Origin of the sequence: Bradyrhizobium sp. LTSP849, from assembly GCF_000938255.1 — a bacterium.
Classification (GTDB): domain Bacteria; phylum Pseudomonadota; class Alphaproteobacteria; order Rhizobiales; family Xanthobacteraceae; genus Bradyrhizobium.
On record NZ_JYMR01000039.1, the window covers coordinates 125,360 to 142,188 of the forward strand.

The following is a 16,829-nucleotide window of genomic DNA, read 5'->3' on the forward strand; positions in this document are numbered from 1 at the left end:
GATGAGCAAGACCTGGACCGTGATAAACGAGGCAACCAGGACGCGCGGCAAGGCCGCGCGCCCGTCCTTGTGGCTCGCAGTCCTCTCGCTCACCGCCTTCGTCCTTCTGATCGCTCTCGGCGTCTGGCAGGTCGAACGTCGTGTCTGGAAGCTGGCGCTGATCGAACGCGTCGAGCAGCGCGTTCATGCCGCGGCCCAGCCGATCCCCTTGCCGGCATCGTGGCCCGCGGTCACCGCCGCGAATGACGAGTACAGGCACGTCACCATCTCCGGCCGCTTCCTGCATGACCGCGAGACGCTGGTTCAGGCCGTCACCGAGGAAGGCCCCGGCTATTGGGTGCTGACGCCGCTCCAGCGCGGCGACGGCAGACTGGTCCTGATCAACCGCGGCTTCGTGCCGTCCGAGCGGCGCGACGCAGCGACGCGCCAGGGCGCCAATCCGGACGGCCAGGTCGAGATCACCGGCCTGCTGCGCGTGACGGAGCCGAAGGGCGGATTCCTCAGGAACAACGTTCCCCAGCACAACCGCTGGTACTCGCGGGATGTGGCCGCGATTGCGGCGGCACGCGGTCTCCACGACGTCGCCCCGTTCTTCATCGATGCCGACGCCGGATCACAAGCCGACGGCGGGCCAATCGGCGGATTGACCGTGGTGAGCTTTCCCAATAACCACCTGATCTACGCGCTGACTTGGTTTTCCCTGGCTTTCATGCTGGCCGGCAAACTTTTCGTCACATTCGGCGGCGGGCTGTTCCGCCGCAAGCGCTTCGTCCACGAACCGGCCAGCGGATCTGATGCCGCCGCGCACAGGACGGGATCAGATGCTGGAACGATCGTCGAACCGACCTGACGACGGAATCACGCACGGCGAGCTGGCCGTCACGCTGCAATCGCAGGCGGACGCGCGCAGCGAGCTGATCGGCGTTGCACCGACGGACGACGAGACCAACCGCAAGAACATGGCGCTGCTGATCCAGCTGCGCTGGACCGCAGTGGTCGGCCAGATCGTCACCATCGGCGGCGTGCATTTCTGGCTCGGCATTCCCTTACCCCTGACCCGGATGGGCGCGGTCATCGGCGCGCTGGTCTTCCTCAATGTCTCAAGCCTGGTCTGGGTGCGCCATCGGGCCGCGATCACCAACAATGAGTTGCTGGTTGCGCTGATGCTGGATGTCGCAGCCCTGACCGCGCAGCTCTATCTCAGCGGCGGCGCCACCAACCCCTTTACCTCGCTGTTCCTGCTCCAGGTGACGCTGGGTGCGGTGCTGCTCGATGCCCGCTCGACCTGGTCGCTGGTGGCGCTGAGCTGCGCGAGCTTTGTGTGGCTGACGATGGCCTACCGGCCGCTCGACCTGCCGCCGAACCCGCTGAGCGAGACCTATACGCTCACCGTCACCGGCATGCTGCTCGGCTTCGTCCTCAACGCCGTGCTGTTGGTCGTGTTCGTCACCCGCATCAACAGGAATTTGCGCGAGCGCGACGCGCATCTGGCGGCGTTGCGCCAGCATGCCGCCGAGCAGGATCACATCGTCCGCATGGGTCTCCTGGCATCGGGCGCGGCGCATGAGCTCGGCACCCCGCTCGCCTCGCTCTCGGTCATCCTCAGCGACTGGCGCCGCATGCCGGATCTCGCCGCCGATCAGGAGCTCGCCGAGGATCTCGCGGAGATGGAGACCTCGCTGCAACGCTGCAAGACCATCGTGACGGGCATTCTGGTATCCGCGGGCGAGGCGCGCGGCGAAGGATCATCGCCGACGACGGTGACGGCCTTCGTCACCGCGCTGGTCGAGGAATGGCGCAACGCGCGTTCGGCGCGGACGCTCTATTTCGTCAACACCTTTGGCGAGGACGTCGCGATCGTCTCGGACGTCGCCCTGAAGCAAGTGATCTTCAACGTACTCGACAACGGCTATGAAGTCTCGCGCGACTGGGTCGAGCTCCTGGCCGAGCGCGAAGGCGACAATCTCGTGCTGTCGATCAGCGACCGCGGCCCTGGCTTTGCGCCGGAGATGCTGGCGCAGCTCGGAAAACCCTATCAGTCGAGCAAGGGCCGCGCCGGCGGCGGGCTGGGCCTGTTCCTGGTGGTCAACGTCGTGCGCAAGCTAGGGGGCAGCGTGACCGCCGAGAACCACCGGAAGCGCGGCGCCACGGTCCGCCTCACGCTACCGCTCGCAACGCTCGCGATCGGAGGCAGCTTTGACGCCTGACCGTTCGCTCATCGTCGTCGAGGACGATGCCGGCTTCGCGCGCACGCTCAAGCGCTCGTTCGAGCGCCGCGGCTACGAGGTCGTGCTCGCCGGCTCGATTGAAGAGGTCCGCAAAGTCCTGGAGGGACGCTCCTTCGGCTATGCCGTGGTCGACCTCAAGCTCGGCGGCGCCTCGGGGCTTACCTGCGTCGAACTCCTCCACACCCACGATGAGGAGATGCTGATCGTGGTGCTGACAGGATTTGCCAGCATCTCGACTGCCGTCGAGGCGATCAAGTTAGGGGCCTGCCACTACCTGGCAAAACCCTCCAATACCGACGACATCGAAGCCGCCTTCAACAAAGCCGAAGGCAACGCCGAAGTCGCGCTGGATGTCCGGCCGACATCGATCAAGACATTGGAATGGGAGCGCATCCACCAGACGCTGATCGAGACGGATTTCAACATCTCGGAGGCAGCGAGAAGGCTGGGGATGCACCGGCGCACGCTGGCACGAAAGCTCGAGAAGCGGCCGGTGAAGTAGGTCGCTTTCGCAGGGCAGATCAGCCGATCTACGATCTCGGTGGCTCAACACGCGAAAGCGGAAGGCGCAGCCTGGCACGTGCTAACCCCGGAGGATCAAGCCCGTGGCTTACGCTTCCGCCCTCGCTGTTCGAACGATAGCGCACGAATCGTTGATCTGCCTACGAGCCGGCGGCCCAGCGCCGGTCGCATCCAGGACGACGACGGATGCGCTACCTTGCGCTACTGCGCCGCTACGTTCCCGTTGGCGTCGCGATCGTTCTTCGGGTTGTAGCCGGAGTCGTGCAGATTTTTGAGATACGTGGCGTGGTCGTTGTTATTCACACCACCGGTCCAGCCCATTGGGGGCGGAGATGCAGGATCAGGAATCGCGGCATTTGCGTTCAGCGCGTGGTGATGATGATGCGCTGCCGATGCTGCAGAAGCCGAGAGACCGAGGATCGCGAGAGCGACGAGCAGTTTTCTTGTCATAGTTAGCTCCTTTGAGATTTCCTGAGATCCCCCCCTGGAGCGTTACAAGCTATAGCATACGCACACGCCCGGAGGTAGCCGCACTCCCTCTCCGTCACCGCAAAGTGAAATCTTTGGAGTTTTGGTGATTGGCGCGAGCCGCTTCGTCTTTCTCTGCAATGTCGAGCGGCGATGCCTTCTCGCGCGCAGTCGCTCGGCGACTGCAATGATGAGAGCTCGCACGCGATCGCGTGGCGGAATATTTAGCGACCGCAAAAAAGATCTGAGCGCGCCGCGCGCGGAGCGAAGGGACGAGCGAACCGCTTGTCCTTGCGATGTGCGCAAGATCACCGCTCTCGACTCAAACAAAAAGCCCGGCCGAACGGCCGGGCTTTTGATTTGCTGCGATCGATGCTGCGAGGCGCTTACGCGGCCTCGTCAGCGACCGTGGTGTTGTCGTCGCCATCGGTATCGTCGGCATCGCCCTCGGCATCCGCCTCGCCTTCGGCGGCTTCCGTCTTGGCGCCGGTGCGGCGCGGGCTCTTGGCGAGCTGGGCCTCGATTTCCTTGACCGCTTCGGTCTCGGTCGAGTGCTGCACCACCGCGATCTCGCGGGAGAGACGATCGAGCGCCGCTTCATAGAGCTGGCGTTCAGAGTAGGACTGCTCGGGCTGCGACTCGGAGCGATAGAGGTCGCGCACGACTTCCGCGATCGCGACGATGTCGCCCGAATTGATCTTCGCTTCGTATTCCTGGGCGCGGCGCGACCACATGGTGCGCTTGACGCGGGCGCGGCCCTTGAGGGTCTCGAGCGCCTTCTTGACCAGCGCGGGCTCGGACAGCTTGCGCATGCCGACGTTGGCGACCTTGGCGGTCGGCACGCGCAGCGTCATCTTGTCCTTGATGAAGTTGATGACGAACAGCTCGAGCTTCGCGCCGGCGATCTCCTGCTCCTCGATGGCCAGAATCTGGCCGACGCCGTGAGCGGGATAAACGACGAATTCGTTGGCCTTGAAGCCCTGACGCTGGGTCACGACCTTCTTTTCCTCGACCTTCGGCGCGGGCGCAGCGGCCTTCACAGCCGGCTTCGCAGCAGCAACGGGGGCCTTGGCAGGGGCGGCAACAACGGGCGCCTTCGGAGCAACGGGCTTGGCAGCGGGAGCCTTGACCGAAGCAGGCTTGGCAGCAGCAGGCTTGGAAACGGTCGCTTTCGCGGCAGTTTTGGCAGTCTTGTTAGGCATTGCGCTTCTTTTATTCTTGGAGGACTTTGCAGCCGGAGCCTTCGTGGCGGCACGGCCCTTGGATGCGCTACGGCTGGCCGTGGCGACTTTCTTGGCCTCCTTATGGGAAGCCCTCGCAGAAGTACTCTTTTTACGCGTTTTCTGTGACACAGCCTGCGCGCGGAAACTGCCACGCCCCTGTTCGACATCTGGTTTCACGGGAACCCTGAGGGGCCAACTGGGCTGACAGGGTTCAGCTTAATGTGCCCAATATAGCACATTTCCCGCAAAAATCAATGATTTAGGGGTCTTAAGGCCTCGTTTTCGGCGCTAACCAAGGTATTAGGGTTAAGTTTGAGGCCGAATTAGTCTCCAGAACCGGGGTTCGGAGAAAAATATTTGTCAAACTTGCCCTCCACCCCCTCGAATTCCTTCGCGTCGTCGGGTGATTCTTTCTTCTGGGTGATGTTGGGCCAGCTCTTGGCGAAGTCGGCGTTGACCTGGAGCCACTTTTCGAGGCCCGGTTCCGTGTCCGGCTTGATGGCGTCGGCAGGACATTCCGGCTCGCACACGCCGCAGTCGATGCACTCGTCAGGATGGATGACGAGCATGTTGTCGCCCTCGTAGAAACAGTCGACCGGGCAGACCTCGACGCAGTCGGTGTACTTGCACTTGATGCAGGCTTCAGTGACGACGTAAGTCATCCAACGCTCCGAAAAGCTCTTTTAAAAGTCGCGGCTTGCGTAGCGCGGATGGCCCGGCGCCGCAAGATCAGGAACGGCCGATCATGACGGCTTTGTGTGGTTGATCGACCAAGAAATGAACTCAAAGCGCAATTAATTACTCTTTGCGCTCACTGACCTCTTCGTAAAGCACGCGTGCCGAAGCTGCATCGCCGCGGCGCTCGTTGAAGTCGATCACTTTCAACACGCGCACGGTGCGATCGAGCGCGATGGTGAGCACGTCACCGATCTTGATCGCATGGCCCGGCGATTTCTCGCGCACACCGTTGACGCGAACGTGGCCGGACTCGACGAGCTCAGCCGCGGAGGTGCGCGCCTTCACCACCCGCGCATGCCACAGCCATTTGTCGAGGCGCTGCCGCTCGGTCGTGGGATCACTCCTTGCGACCGGCGAGCTGCTCCTTCAGGGCAGCGAGTTTTGCAAAAGGCGAGTTCGGATCGATCGGACGATCGCGCTCACGCGGAGGATTCGCACTCGAGGCGTAGGGGCGCAGCGACGGGCCGCCCTGGCGATCGCGGCCCTTGTCGCGGTCACGGCCGCGATTGTCGCGGCCCTTGTCGCGATCACCGCCGAACTTGCCCTTGTTGCGATCACGATCCTTGTTGTCGCGATCCTTGCCTTGATCTCTACCTTGGAAGCTGCGGTTCTTGTCGTCGCGCCCTTCCTGGCGCGGCGCGCCTTCGGCACCACCTTCGCGCGGCTTGCGGAAATCCTTGGCCCCATCCCTGCGATGACCGCCGCCATGACGATGGCGCTCGCCGCGCTTCTCGCCGTCGGCGGCTTGCACTGCTTCGCCTTCGGCGGGCGCTGCTGCGCCTGCCTCTGCGCCCGCCTGCGGACGCGGCTGGTTGCTATGACGCTGGTGACGGTGACGTTCGTGGCGCGGCTTGCGGTCTTCGTGACGGCCGGCGGGACGCCAGACCTCGACGAGTTCGGGTTCGGCGGGCGCAGCCACAGCCTCAACAGGCGCGGCGGCATCGGGCGATACAACCGCTTCTGTTGCGGCGGTCGCAGCCGGAGCAGCTTCAGCGGCAGCCTCCACAGGTGCTTCTTCCGCCGGCGGAGCGATGCCGGGGGCATCTTCAGGCGTGACCGGCGTTTCAGGCGCGGCTTCCAGCGCCGGTTCCTCGTGGGCGGGCTCGTCGTGCTGCTCCATGCCGGGCGCGTCTTCGACGGTGACCGGCTCGGCGGCGGCTTCGATCGCGTTGTCCGCGGGCACGGCGGCTTCCTCAACCGGCGTCTCGGTCGCAGTCGCATCAGCCGGAGCCTCAGCACTGGCCTCTGCGGTCGGTGTCTCTGCAGCCACCACCACCGGCTTCGGCGGCAGCGGCGCGCGCTTCTCCATGCGATAGCCGAGCGCGCGCAGCACCGAGGCGAAATCTTCGCCAGCGGAGCCGGTGAGCGAGGTCATCGCCTGCGTCACGACAAAACCGCGGCCATCGAACGCGCCGGCGGGCTTTTCGCCGGGCGAGTTCTCGCGCCAGGCCAGCGCCGGGCGGATCAGGTCCGCAAGGCGCTCCAGAATGTCGACGCGCACGGCGCGCTCGCCGGCCTGCTTGTAGCCGAGCACGCGATAGGCATCGCGCGGCAGCTGCTTGTCGACCGGGAACGAGGTGCGGCCCGAAGATGCCAGATGCTGCGCGCCGGACAGCGACGACAGATCGACATTGTCCTGCTTCAGCGCCCACAGCAGGGCTGCGAGCGCACGCGCGGCGGGCTTCAGGATGCCGGGGAAATAGATGTGATAGGCGCCGAAGCGGACGCCGTATTTGCGCAGGACCGCGCGCGAGGGCTGGTCGAGATCCTTCAGCTCGTTCGCGATCTTCGGCCGCTCCAGCACGCCGAGCGCCTCGACGAGCTGATAGGCGATGCCGCGGGCAATGCCGGTGACGTCCTCGGCCTTGCTGAGCTCAAACATCGGCCCGAGCAGCTTTTCGATATGCGTCTTGAGCCAGAGGTCGAGCCGGGCCTGCACCTTCTCACGGGGCGCACCGGTGAGGCGCTCATCCGAGATGATGCGGATGCGCGGATGCAGCGCCTCCTCTGCAGCCGTCAGTCGCGCCACGGCGTCGCCGGTCCAGCGGATGGTGCCATCCGACGTCAGCACGAACTGATCGTCGGGCGCACCGCCCAGCTTTTCGGCACGCGTGTTGATCTCGCCGGCGAGCACCGCTTGCGCGGCAGCCTGCAAGGCTTTCGCATCGGAGCCGGCTTCCGCCGCATCCGGTGCAAAGGTGAAGCCATCGAGACGGCCGATGACATGGCCTTCGACGATGACTTCGCCGGTCTTGCCGATTTCCGTATTCAAGCTCGTGTTCTCCCGCAGGCGGCGCATCAATACACTGGTCCGGCGATCAACGAAACGCTCAGTCAAGCGTTCATGGAGCGCATCCGATAATTTATTTTCGACCTCCCGCGCGATCCCCTGCCAGTGTTCGGGGTCGGCGAGCCAATCCGGCCGGTTGGCGACGAAAGTCCAGGTGCGGACCTGCGCGATCCGGCCCGACAGCGTGTCGATATCGCCGTCGATACGGTTGGCCTGGTCGATCTGGGTCGCGATCCAGGCATCGGGAATGCGGCCCTTCTGCATCAGGAAGCCGTACAGCGTGGTCACGAGCTCGGCATGGGCCGCCGGCGACAGTTTTCGGTAGTCCGGGACCTGGCAGGCCTCCCACAGCCGTTCCACCGCGGCCTTGCCATGCGCGATATCGCGCACCTCGACGTCGCGGGCGGCGTGGTCGAGCACGCGCATGTCTTCCGCAATCGGCGCCCGCGTCAGCGCCTCATGGCCGGGCGACTGGTTCAGGGAGACCTGGAGCGCGCCGAGGGAGGCGAAATCCAGCTTCGAATTGCGCCATTGCAGCACCTTCACATGATCGAAGGTGTGGTTCTGGAGCGCATTGACGAGCTCGGGCTCGAACGGCCCGCAGCGGCCGGTGGTGCCAAACGTGCCGTTCCGTGTGGCGCGGCCGGCGCGGCCGGCGATCTGCGCGAATTCGGACGGCGTCAGGCGGCGGAACTGGTAGCCGTCGAACTTGCGGTCGGAGGCAAAGGCGACGTGGTCGACGTCGAGATTGAGCCCCATGCCGACGGCGTCGGTGGCAACGAGGTAATCGACCTCGCCGTTCTGGAACATCGCCACCTGTGCGTTGCGCGTGCGCGGCGACAGCGAGCCGAGCACAACGGCGGCGCCGCCATGCTGGCGGCGGATCAGCTCGGCGATGGCATAGACCTCGTCGGCCGAGAACGCGACGATAGCGGTGCGTCGCGGCTGGCGCGTAATCTTGCGGTCGCCGGCGAATTCGAGCTGCGACAGCCGCGGCCGGGTGATCATGGAGACGCCGGGCAAAAGCCGCTCGATGATCGGCCGCATGGTGGCGGCACCAAGCAACAGCGTCTCGTCGCGGCCGCGGCGGTTGAGGATGCGGTCGGTGAAGACGTGGCCGCGCTCCAGGTCAGACGCGATCTGGACCTCGTCGACGGCGAGGAAGGAGACATCGAGGTCGCGCGGCATCGCCTCGACGGTCGAGACCCAATAGCGCGGCGACTTCGGCTTGATCTTCTCCTCGCCAGTGATCAGCGCCACGGCCTCAGGCCCGGCGCGATCGGCGATCTTGTTATAGACCTCGCGCGCCAGCAGCCGCAGCGGCAGCCCGATCATGCCGGACGAATGCGCGAGCATCCGCTCGATGGCGAGATGGGTCTTGCCGGTGTTGGTCGGCCCGAGCACCGCAGTGACGCCCGCGCCAGGCGCGCGCTCGGAAGCGTAGGGGGAGGAAGAGAAGGCCATATCTGAATGATTAGGTAGTGGCGATTGGGGCGAATGTCAGTGCTGTTTGGGGCGGCGGCGCGAAGCGCTCACGGCATGCACCATTGTCATCGCCCGGCTTGACCGGGCGATCCAGTATTCCAGAGGCGGCGCAGATCAAACCGAGAGGGCGCGGCGTACTGGATGCCCCGGTCAAGCCGGGGCATGACAGCGGTGAATGCGGCAACGCTCCCCAAATCCCGCGCAACTGTCTCACTTTGCGACGCTTTTCCCGCATGCTCTTAAGCTTCGGAACGACTCTAGAACGAATCGCGGCCGAATCGCAGACTCCCCCGAGAGTCCCGTTCCGTTCACGCAACATGTCGCGGGACCCTCTCTTTCATCGCACTAGATGGAGTTTTGCCCTGTCGCACAAGCGACGTTTCGAGGGCGAGTTCCTTAATGTTGGGGACGGCGCGGAGTCGAATCAGAATCGGGGAGGAGTCAAATGGATTCACGGCCCATAGCCCCGAAACGCATTTCCGCGAAAACAACCCCATGCACAGTAGAAACGGCCTGCGGCGGCATGGCGGGGTGACGGCGCGTAAGGTGTTGGGGCGATGTAGCAAAACTCTCTCGAAATGGCGGGAGATCGTAGCCCGCATGGAGCACTGCGGAATGCGGGGAGTTCCGGGCGAGAGTCCCGGATTGCGCTGCGCTCCATCCGGGCTACGGCAGCGGCGCGCCTACTGCGTCTTCGCAACCCGCGGCGGCTGTGGTGCCGTGATGAAGCTCGTCGCTTCCAGCATCGCGGGCCCGAGCGGCGTCGGTACCTTCAGCCAGAACGGCACCAGTATCCGCGTTCCTGCCACCGGCGCGAACGCGATCTCGATGTTGCGCTGGGCGGCGAGGTATTTGATCACGGGGCGGTCGGGGATGTAGCCGGCAACGGGGACGAAGAACAACGAACACACCACGACCGGGCCGTGATAGCCCTTCTCGGCCTTCACCGTTTCCATGCGCTTGAAATCGAGCTTGAGCTCGTAGCGCATGCGGCCGTCGAACACCGGCGCGGAATTGTGGCAGGCCTCCGGCGACACGGGATCACCGGTGCCCGGCGCGCGCAGCAGCGAGGCCGTCATCGGATCCCAGACGCCGCGGCGATGCGCCTCGGTGACGACGATGCGGTCGGCATCGACCGGCGGCTCCGGCACGATGCCGAACTCCTTCACATTGCCCTTGTCGAGCGTGATGTGGATCTCTTCGGTCTTCTTCGAGGTGGTGGTGGTGGCTTGATAGGCGGACGCGACCAGCGCGCCGTTGACCACCCGGCCCTGCGAGGCGCCGGTGCCGGACCCGCCCGCGAAGGATTTCAGCAGCCCGGCCGTGCCGCCCGAAGCGGCAGCGGAAAACACGTCCTCCTGGATATCGATGGTCCAGGCGCCGCGGCCGACCGGAATGCCGGACAGCGTCGCCTCATATTGCGCCTCGAGCTTGCCCTGGGCCGCCGCAGGCTTCGCCCCCCACGCCAAGGTCAGCCCGCAAAGGGCCGCCAAGGCCAGCCGGCCAGCGGAGTGCAGCCGGGGCAGATGAGGGATCAGGGTGTGCACGAAGCCATCCAATGGGGACGTCAGGCCTTGTTAGTTAAGCCAAATCTCGCAGCAAACAATGCGCGAGGTGCCGAAAGCTGCGGGAACTCACTGGACTCTTCGGGTGCGAATACGCCCTTTATGTGATGGTAAGGCATTTTAAACATTGCCGTTTTGGTGATTGGCGGGTGATGGGGACGGCGACCTCTCCTCCCCTCCGCCGTCATGCCCCGGCTTGACCGGGGCATCCAGTACGCCGCGGCCCCTCTGTTCCAGCCGCGCCGCCTCTGGAATACTGGATCGCCCGGTCGAACCGGGCGATGACACCTGGGACTGGGCTAAATCCCGCCCAAAAACTTGACGTCCCGCCGCTTCCCCCCTATACGTCCGCCGCTCCCTGCAAGGACAGAGAATTTGCCCCCGTGGCGCCCCGAATGGCGGCCGCAAATCGTTGGGGATCAGGATAAGGATTGTGACATGTCTCGCCGCTGCGAACTGACGGCCAAGGGCCCCCTCGTCGGCCACAAGGTCAGCCACTCCAACATCAAGACCAAGCGCCGCTTCCTGCCGAACCTGGTCAACGTGACCTTCATCAGCGAAGCCCTCGAGCGCAACGTGCGCCTGCGCGTCTCGACCAACGCGGTCAAGAGCGTCGACCACAATGGCGGCCTCGATGCCTTCCTGCTCAAGGCCAAGGCCGACGTCCTGTCGCCGCGCGCCCTCGAGCTGAAGCGCGCCATCCAGAAAAAGGTCGGCCCGACGGCCGCGCCGGTCAAGAAGGCCAGCTAAGAATTTCCGAATTGGGCGGGGGCTAAGTTGCGTCGCGTGGCGTAGGCTTAGCCAAGTAGAGTTTTGCGTTGCGGCCGGATCGAAAGATCCGGCCGTTTTTGTTATGGCGCTTATGTTGGACCGAGCCATTCGACTACATGATAAGCCGCATAGGCGCGCATTGCATTTGCCGCGCATCCCCAGATTGCAGTAGTGTTCCGTTCGGGGGAGACGTGACTAAGACAACCGTCAAGCAGAAAACCATCGAGAAATTGTCTGCGCCGACGCCTTGGTCGAACGCGAACGCGCGGCTCTTGGGATTGGGTGTTGGACTTCCCGTGCAGCCTCTAGATCGACTCGCGCAGTTTAGCCCAAAAGAATTTGAACGGTTCACCTTGGAGTGGGCTTCGGACTACCTTCCAAAAATACAGGAAGTCTACGAGGCCCAGCAGCGCGGCGGAGCAGGCGACAAGGGACGCGATGTCATCGTGTGGTTTGATCCCCCATCGGCGAAACCTAGAAGATGGTCGCTCTACCAATGTAAGCACTATGAGACCCGCCTTGGCGTCGCCACGGCGGCAGCCGAGATTGGCAAAGTCCTCTATTACACTCACATTGGAGATTACACCCCGCCGAAGGAATACTGGTTTGTGACGCATCTTGGGATGACCTCTGATTTCCAAGACTTGCTCGACGATCCCTCTCGGCTACGCGAGTACATCCTTGCGAATTGGAACGAGCGGTGCGCCAACAAGATCGGGAAGCAAAAAGTGCCTCTCGATGAGGCCCTCAAGCAGCACGTTGGCACGTTCAATTTTTCAATCTTTCGCGCAAAGCAGCCCCTGGATCTGATCAAAGAGCATTCGAAGACACGATATCACCTAACTGTCTTCGGGGCCCCGCTGATCGAACGCCCCCCTCCGCCAACACCACCATCCGCAGTTGCCGCCGGTGAGACAGAGTACGTCACCCAACTTTACGAAGTCATCGGGGAGGCGCTCAGCGCAAGGATCGCCAGTACCGCGGATTTTGCAAATCATCCGAACTACGCACGACTGTTTGATCGTTCGCGTATAACGTTCTATTGCGCGGAAGGCTTAAAAGAACTGGCTCGCGATCAAATGGCCGATTCCGCCTACTTCAACACACTCCTAGATGAATTCACGAATGGGCTCTTCTACAACTATACTGTTGCTGGCATCACGGGCCTACAGCGGCTCTCTGCGACTGTCCAAGCGGCTCAAGCCCTGCAACTAGGCAATCATCTCCTCGTTCCTCACGTCTTGGCAAATGACCGAGAAGGTATGTGCCATCAGATGGCCAATGAGAGGCGCCTAAATTGGTGCAAACCATGATAGATGCAGCTCCAATTGTGCCCCGGCCGTTCAACTCGCCACTTGAGTGTGGACTACGAGCTCTGTTTGCCCTCGATGCTGCAGCCGGACGCCCGTCTGACCTTCAACGACTGATCTCGTATGATTATCTCTTAGTCCACTCAGGCGACGTCTCCGATGGACCCGAAAGCCTTCATCCGTCCGTTCCGTTTCGTGGCAACGAGATCCTGGTGAAACGCGAGCTTTTGAGCATCGGCTTGAACCAAATGTTTTCACGCGAACTCATTAACAAGACATTCGACACATCGGGCATCCTTTATCACGCGACCGAACTTACAACGGCTTTTATCGCTCTTCTGAAGTCAGACTACTCCAGTGCCCTGCGCGTCCGCGCGAGCTGGGTCATCAATCGATTCGGCCCAATGACTGACGGGGAGTTATCCAGCTTTATTAGCGCGAACGTGGGGCGCTGGGGCGCCGAATTTGAACGACTGGCCGCCATCAAAGATCTGGAGCTTTGATATGCTGCAGATCAGGACAATCGCGCTGCGAGGAAAAGAAGTTGAGGACGCGGTCATTACATTCAATGATCGCTCAAACATAGTTGCTGGGGCGTCAGACACAGGCAAGAGCTACCTTGTACGCTGCATCGACTACATCTTGGGCGCAGACAAGATGAAGAAGCGAATAGACGAAGCCGCCCCGTATTCAAGACTCTTTGTAGAATTTGAGAACTCTAAGGCTGAGTTTCTTACCCTAGAGCGCGGGCTGAATGGCGGAAATCTCACCGCATACCCCGGCAAATTCAAGGATGCTGAGAATGGAAAGGGAGAAACGATCGTTCCCAAACGCAAAGGAAAGAGCCGCGCGAAGGATGTTACCGCAGCACTCTTTGCATTTGCTGGGCTACAAGAAGCACTCCTGAGAAAGAACGATCGAGGCAACACTAATCGCTTAACGATTCGCACCATATTGCCCCTATTTCTGGTGGACGAGGTCTCAATTATCGACGAACGCTCTCCTATTCTTGGTAGAGCCGGCTTTGACGAGACGGCCCGAAAGCGCGCATTTGCTTATATGCTCTCGGGAAAAGGCGACGAAGGCATTGTAGCCGCCGAGAGAAAAGACATAGCAAAGGCTCGCATAGGTGCGCGGTTAGATCTCATCTCCGATCTACTGGCTCCGATTGAGAATCGCCTTCAAGAGCGGAATTCAGACCACGAAGATGAGACGATCGACAAGCTCGATGAATCGATCTCTAAGTTGTCGCAAGTCTTGTCCGATCATTCAGCCGAGAGAAACTCTCTCCAAGCGGAACGGCGCGAAGCCATAACGACCATTCAACATGCAGAATCGCAAATTATCGCCATCGATGAACTTGCTAGGCAGTATGCGCTACTTAATGAGCGCTATCGGACTGACTTAGAGCGATTGGACTTCATATCGGAAGGCGCTCACTTTTTCGAAGGCCTTCAAGAAGTCAGGTGCCCCTTGTGCGACCAGCTAATGTCGCCAGACCACGCGCACAAAGCCTCAGAGGGGAGCGCCACGGTTTACCAAGCCGCACGCGCAGAGGCTTCGAAGATTCTAGCTCACAAGAAAGACTTACAAGAGGCAAATGAGACTCTCCAAAAGCTGCGATTGATGCGATGGAATGAGCAGGAGAGCGCCCAACAAACCGTCAAACGCGCCGACGATCGAACTGAGAGCATTCTCGCTCCGGCTGTTCATGAGTAAGCATCCGGCGAAGACCGCGCGCGGGTCATTTTCGGCTCAGGCGGCTTGATCAACGTTCCGGATGGCAGAGCGCCAATTCCATGGCAGCAGTTCGTCGAGCCTTTGGACGGGATGCTCGGCGATGCGCGCCAGAACGTCGGCGAGCCAGGCTTGCGGATCGACGTCGTTCATCTTGGCGGTGACGATCAGGCTGTACATCACCGCCGCCCGCTCGCCGCCGCGATCCGAGCCGCAGAACAACCACGACTTCCGACCTAAAGCGATGCCGCGCACGCCACGCTCCGCCGCATTGTTGGACAGGCAGATGCGGCCGTCATCGAGGAAGCGGGTAAATGCGCTCCAGCGCTTGAGCATGTAGTCCATGGCCTTGGCGACATCGTTGCTGCGCGAGAGCTTGGCGCGTTGTGTGCGCATCCAGGCTTCCAGATCGGCCACGAGCGGCGCGCTGAGTTCCCGGCGAACTGCCTGGCGCCTTTCGGCGCTCTGACCGTTGATGGTCCGCTCGATCTCGAACAGGGCGTCGATCCGGCGGACTGTTTCCAGCGCCAGCGGCGAGATCACTGCCGGCCTCTTGCCCTGAGCCTTGCGACGCGCATTCTCGGCCAGATCAGCCATCACGAAGAACGGCCGCCGGGCATGGACCCAGCACGCGGCTTCCAGGATCGGACCTGCGTTGCGGCCCGGTTCGTAAAGCCTGCCATAGCCGCCATAGGCATCGGCCTGGAAGATTCCGCTGTAGTTGGCCAAGTGAGCCTGGGGATGCTCGCCGGCCCGATCGCGCGAGTAATAGAACACCGCGCCCGGCGGGGCCTGCCCTCCAAAAGGCTTGTCGTCGCGCACATAGACCCAGATCCGGCCGGTGTCGGTCTTGCCTTTGGCCAGGACCGGAACCGTGGTGTCGTCCCCGTGCAATCGCTCGGCGCTCAGTACGTAGGCCTCGAGGCGCTTGAACAAAGGTGCCAGCGCCGCGGTGCAGCCGCCGACCTGGTCGGCCAGGGTCGACAGACTGATCGGCACGCCCTCCTTGGCATAGCGCTCCGCTTGCCGGTTCAGCGGCTGATGTTGACCAAACTTCTCGAACAGCACCATCGCCAGCAGGCTTGGCCCCGCCCAGCCGCGGGCAAGCACATGGAACGGCGCCGGAGCCTGGCTGATCTTCTCGCAATCACGGCAAGTAAACTTCTCGCGGACGTGCTGGATCACTTTCCAGGATTTCGGGATCACCTCCAGCGTCTCGGTGATGTCCTCGCCGAGCTTGGACAGCCGCGCGCCGCCACAGCAGGCGCACGCCACAGGTCCCGGCACGATCACCCGCTCGCGAGGTAGATGCTCCGGGAACGGCTGGCGTGACGGCCGCTTGCGCGTGAACGACGCCACCTTCGTGGTTTTGGCCGCGGCCATTTCGGCGGCGAGTTCGTCCTCCGTCGCCGAACTCTCCAGCTCCTCCAGCGTCAGTTCAAGCTGATCCAATAGCCGCGCGGTACGCTCCGAGCGCGGACCATGGCGGTCGCGGTTGAGTTTCTCGATCTGCAGCTTCAGATGGGCGATCAACGCCTGGTCGTCGGACTGCCGGGCACGGGCGGCCGCAGCCTCCGCCCGAGCAACGATCAATGCCGCTTGCAGCGTTTCGATGTCGTCTGGCAGCGATTCAAGGCCGTCACCCATGGCCCCGATGGAATCACAAAAGAGGCGATTTGAGGCGTCTTTTCTTCCGCACCTCAGAACTTTTTTGAGCCTATCCTGCGCTCTGTGGCCGCCACGTGTGCTGCGGATTGCGCCAGTCGATCGCCTCCAGCAGATAACTCATCTGCGCCGCGCTCAGCCCCACCACACCGCCCACCGTCGCCGGCCAGACAAAACGGCCACGGTCCAACCGCTTCGCGTAGAGCGACAATCCAATTCCATCGTGCCACAAGGCCTTGATCAGCGAACCGCCGCGTCCGCGGAACACGAAGACATCTCCGGCGAACGGATCGCGACCAAGGCTTTCCTGCACCAATAATGACAAACCCTGCATGCCCTTGCGCATGTCAGTGTAGCCGGTCGCAATCCAGATGCGTGCGCTCGAAGAGACTGGGATCATCGACGCTCCAGAACCTGCAGCACCCGCGCCAGGGCGGCCGCATCGACGCCCGCATCGACAATCACCCGACGATCCCGGCCAACGACGATCACCATCTGCCCGCTCGTCGCTGTGGCAGCAACCGCCGGCTCGACCTCAGCGGCAAGGACGACCCGCGCAAAGCCGGATTGCTCGCTTTGAGGGCTGATCGGCTCGGGACCGAACGAGCGCCGCCATGTCATCAGCAACGAACGTGATATGCCATGGCGTCTTGCTGTCGACGATATCGCGCGCGGCGCTTGAAAGCTTTCGGTCACGATCCGCAGCTTTTCGTCATCCGACCAGCGTCGCCGGCGACCAGTCTCGACCACCTCAAGCCGTTCAAGCTGAGTACTGCGCTTATGGCTGTCCATAAGGACTGTTACGCACCAATTGGACTAATCCAACA

15 protein-coding genes and 1 pseudogene are annotated in these 16,829 nt (G+C 62.5%); 7 read left to right on the forward strand and 9 right to left on the reverse strand.

Annotated elements, in window-relative coordinates; genetic code table 11:
* The first annotated feature begins 1 nt into the window (after position 1).
* Genes UB31_RS24140 through UB31_RS24150 form a run of 3 tightly spaced genes read left to right on the forward strand, consistent with a single transcriptional unit; the run spans position 2 to position 2,730 of the window.
* Positions 2-850, forward strand: a complete 849-nt coding sequence (locus UB31_RS24140) for an SURF1 family protein (RefSeq protein ID WP_045012684.1) — start codon at positions 2-4, stop codon at positions 848-850.
* The gene (locus tag UB31_RS24145) at positions 822-2,207 is read left to right on the forward strand and encodes an ATP-binding protein (protein ID WP_045002280.1); all 1,386 of its coding nucleotides are present in this window, start codon (positions 822-824) and stop codon (positions 2,205-2,207) included. The genes UB31_RS24140 and UB31_RS24145 overlap by 29 nt, the downstream gene beginning before the upstream one ends.
* The gene (locus UB31_RS24150) at positions 2,197-2,730 is read left to right on the forward strand and encodes a response regulator transcription factor (protein WP_045012685.1); all 534 of its coding nucleotides are present in this window, start codon (positions 2,197-2,199) and stop codon (positions 2,728-2,730) included. Before UB31_RS24145 ends, UB31_RS24150 begins: the two co-directional genes overlap by 11 nt.
* Positions 2,731-2,951: 221 nt before the next feature.
* Here UB31_RS24150 and UB31_RS41640 read toward each other — a convergent pair whose 3' ends face one another.
* The 6 genes and pseudogenes from UB31_RS41640 to UB31_RS24175 all read right to left on the reverse strand — a co-directional run bounded on the left by UB31_RS41640 (position 2,952) and on the right by UB31_RS24175 (position 10,447).
* The gene (locus UB31_RS41640; RefSeq protein WP_156175527.1) at positions 2,952-3,200 is read right to left on the reverse strand and encodes a hypothetical protein; all 249 of its coding nucleotides are present in this window, start codon (positions 3,198-3,200) and stop codon (positions 2,952-2,954) included.
* A 404-nt stretch (positions 3,201-3,604) separates the two neighbouring features.
* Entirely contained in the window at positions 3,605-4,420 is an 816-nt protein-coding gene (locus UB31_RS24155; RefSeq protein WP_082078602.1) for a CarD family transcriptional regulator, read from the reverse strand.
* 344 nt (positions 4,421-4,764) lie between these two features.
* Positions 4,765-5,103 (reverse strand): ferredoxin FdxA, encoded by a 339-nt coding sequence (gene fdxA / locus UB31_RS24160; RefSeq protein WP_045002278.1) that lies wholly within the window; start codon positions 5,101-5,103, stop codon positions 4,765-4,767.
* Positions 5,104-5,239: 136 nt separating this feature from the next.
* Positions 5,240-5,506: pseudogene (locus tag UB31_RS24165) on the reverse strand (RNA-binding S4 domain-containing protein); the annotation flags it as partial.
* 10 nt (positions 5,507-5,516) lie between these two features.
* Positions 5,517-8,933 carry a helicase-related protein gene (locus tag UB31_RS24170; RefSeq protein WP_045012686.1) on the reverse strand — a complete coding sequence of 1,139 codons (3,417 nt, stop codon included), beginning with the start codon at positions 8,931-8,933 and terminating at the stop codon, positions 5,517-5,519.
* 704 nt (positions 8,934-9,637) lie between these two features.
* Positions 9,638-10,447, reverse strand: coding sequence for a DUF3108 domain-containing protein (locus tag UB31_RS24175; RefSeq protein ID WP_045002338.1), 810 nt, complete (start codon positions 10,445-10,447; stop codon positions 9,638-9,640).
* A gap of 510 nt (positions 10,448-10,957) precedes the next feature.
* Between UB31_RS24175 and rpmB the strand changes: the two genes are divergently transcribed.
* The 4 genes from rpmB to UB31_RS24195 all read left to right on the forward strand — a co-directional run bounded on the left by rpmB (position 10,958) and on the right by UB31_RS24195 (position 14,319).
* Positions 10,958-11,269 carry a 50S ribosomal protein L28 gene (gene rpmB, locus UB31_RS24180; RefSeq protein WP_027535901.1) on the forward strand — a complete coding sequence of 104 codons (312 nt, stop codon included), beginning with the start codon at positions 10,958-10,960 and terminating at the stop codon, positions 11,267-11,269.
* 212 nt (positions 11,270-11,481) lie between these two features.
* Positions 11,482-12,603: an ABC-three component system protein gene (locus UB31_RS24185; protein WP_045012687.1), complete on the forward strand. Its 1,122-nt coding sequence runs from the start codon at positions 11,482-11,484 to the stop codon at positions 12,601-12,603.
* On the forward strand, positions 12,600-13,103 hold the full coding sequence (locus tag UB31_RS42955) for an ABC-three component system middle component 2 (RefSeq protein ID WP_045012688.1): 504 nt from the start codon (positions 12,600-12,602) through the stop codon (positions 13,101-13,103). The genes UB31_RS24185 and UB31_RS42955 overlap by 4 nt, the downstream gene beginning before the upstream one ends.
* Position 13,104: 1 nt before the next feature.
* The gene (locus UB31_RS24195) at positions 13,105-14,319 is read left to right on the forward strand and encodes a hypothetical protein (protein ID WP_050044825.1); all 1,215 of its coding nucleotides are present in this window, start codon (positions 13,105-13,107) and stop codon (positions 14,317-14,319) included.
* Positions 14,320-14,355: 36 nt separating this feature from the next.
* Here the strand turns inward: UB31_RS24195 and tnpC are convergent, their stop codons facing one another.
* The 3 genes from tnpC to tnpA all read right to left on the reverse strand — a co-directional run bounded on the left by tnpC (position 14,356) and on the right by tnpA (position 16,794).
* On the reverse strand, positions 14,356-15,984 hold the full coding sequence (gene tnpC, locus UB31_RS24200; RefSeq protein WP_044999807.1) for an IS66 family transposase: 1,629 nt from the start codon (positions 15,982-15,984) through the stop codon (positions 14,356-14,358).
* 70 nt (positions 15,985-16,054) lie between these two features.
* Positions 16,055-16,402 carry an IS66 family insertion sequence element accessory protein TnpB gene (gene tnpB, locus UB31_RS24205; RefSeq protein ID WP_044999806.1) on the reverse strand — a complete coding sequence of 116 codons (348 nt, stop codon included), beginning with the start codon at positions 16,400-16,402 and terminating at the stop codon, positions 16,055-16,057.
* Complete coding sequence (gene tnpA, locus UB31_RS24210) at positions 16,399-16,794, reverse strand: IS66-like element accessory protein TnpA (protein ID WP_044999804.1); 396 nt, start codon at positions 16,792-16,794, stop codon at positions 16,399-16,401. Before tnpA ends, tnpB begins: the two co-directional genes overlap by 4 nt.
* Positions 16,795-16,829 lie beyond the last annotated feature (35 nt).

Bases quoted from the DNA above. Each gene is read 5' to 3' on its own strand.
- tnpB (WP_044999806.1), bottom strand. From the start codon at position 16,402: ATGATCCCAGTCTCTTCGAGCGCACGCATCTGGATTGCGACCGGCTAC.
- UB31_RS24195 (WP_050044825.1), top strand. From the start codon at position 13,105: ATGCTGCAGATCAGGACAATCGCGCTGCGAGGAAAAGAAGTTGAGGAC.
- UB31_RS24140 (WP_045012684.1), top strand. From the start codon at position 2: ATGAGCAAGACCTGGACCGTGATAAACGAGGCAACCAGGACGCGCGGC.
- UB31_RS41640 (WP_156175527.1), bottom strand. From the start codon at position 3,200: ATGACAAGAAAACTGCTCGTCGCTCTCGCGATCCTCGGTCTCTCGGCT.
- UB31_RS42955 (WP_045012688.1), top strand. From the start codon at position 12,600: ATGATAGATGCAGCTCCAATTGTGCCCCGGCCGTTCAACTCGCCACTT.
- UB31_RS24170 (WP_045012686.1), bottom strand. From the start codon at position 8,933: ATGGCCTTCTCTTCCTCCCCCTACGCTTCCGAGCGCGCGCCTGGCGCG.
- tnpA (WP_044999804.1), bottom strand. From the start codon at position 16,794: ATGGACAGCCATAAGCGCAGTACTCAGCTTGAACGGCTTGAGGTGGTC.
- fdxA (WP_045002278.1), bottom strand. From the start codon at position 5,103: ATGACTTACGTCGTCACTGAAGCCTGCATCAAGTGCAAGTACACCGAC.
- rpmB (WP_027535901.1), top strand. From the start codon at position 10,958: ATGTCTCGCCGCTGCGAACTGACGGCCAAGGGCCCCCTCGTCGGCCAC.
- UB31_RS24145 (WP_045002280.1), top strand. From the start codon at position 822: ATGCTGGAACGATCGTCGAACCGACCTGACGACGGAATCACGCACGGC.
- tnpC (WP_044999807.1), bottom strand. From the start codon at position 15,984: ATGGGTGACGGCCTTGAATCGCTGCCAGACGACATCGAAACGCTGCAA.
- UB31_RS24155 (WP_082078602.1), bottom strand. From the start codon at position 4,420: ATGCCTAACAAGACTGCCAAAACTGCCGCGAAAGCGACCGTTTCCAAG.